Below are 1034 nucleotides of genomic sequence, written 5' to 3' on the forward strand. Positions count from 1 at the left end.
AAGTATTCTCCCAGATCATTTTTTAAGCGTATTGCACTCATGGCAGCCAGATGCAATACGCTTTTAATGGCTTTGTCGGCATATACAGACACCTTGCTTTTACCCCTTATGGAAGTACCGGATTGGTGATCAAATGGAACTACGCCGCTGTAACAGGCCATTTTGCGAGGCTCTGTAATTGTTGTAAAGCCCGCTGTTTTAGCCAACATCATCCAGCATAGTACCTTCCCTACACCAGGGACAGAGCGTATTAAAGTCGCTTGCTTAGCTAATTGTTCATCATTACGAATAAGATCCTGAATAGCGTGCTCGATCTGCTTTATCTGCTCATTGGCTAAGTCTGCCATTTTTTTATTCATTGCCAATAGTGATTTGTCCAGACCAAGTTTTTTCATCTTTGGATAATCAGCCTTTTGACTAAGCAATTGACGTTTTACTTTCATTCGATAAGTTCTTTCTGTTAACAATACCTTCATTTTTTCAATGGCAACCGATGACGGTTTCCATTGAGGCAGATCATAATGATGTTTTTCAATAAAAAGGGCAATACGCAGTGCATCCGCCTTATCGCTCTTACCCCGGACTAAACCAATGCTTTTTTTAATATGCAAGGCAGGCACCACGAATACCCGGTGGTGTAGCTGAGCTAAAGCCTCATACAAGGGCCAATTATAGCGGCCTGTATTTTCCATAGCTATCAGCAGCTCTGCTTTTTGGTAAGACCGAAAGAACTGAAGAATAGGTTTTACCTCATTTTTAATAATAAAGGCTTGATTCTGGTTGTCTTTTCGGATACAGATATCCAAGGTAAGATCACTAATGTCAATACCAACAATTGTTTGATTTTGCATAATTTTGTAATGAAAGTTAACGATTGAGGTCATCAACATTGCTCAACTCCTTAATAATGGGTCTTTAGCCCGAATTTCTATCTGAGTTTAAGGTTGATGAAAAGGAAGCAGGGTCTTAATCGCAATGTGAGTCACTAACTCGGAGCGAAGCTTAGTTTACCCTGCTTCTTGCTCAATCAAATA

Annotated in this window: 1 protein-coding gene; it reads right to left on the reverse strand. The window is 40.0% G+C overall.

What is annotated here, in order from left to right; genetic code table 11:
• A partial coding sequence (locus BLR84_RS29570) for a transposase (RefSeq protein ID WP_176852193.1) occupies positions 1-851 on the reverse strand: 851 nt, incomplete at its 3' end.
• Positions 852-1034 lie beyond the last annotated feature (183 nt).

The sequence above is a fragment of the Mucilaginibacter sp. OK268 genome (assembly GCF_900103125.1).
Classification (GTDB): domain Bacteria; phylum Bacteroidota; class Bacteroidia; order Sphingobacteriales; family Sphingobacteriaceae; genus Mucilaginibacter.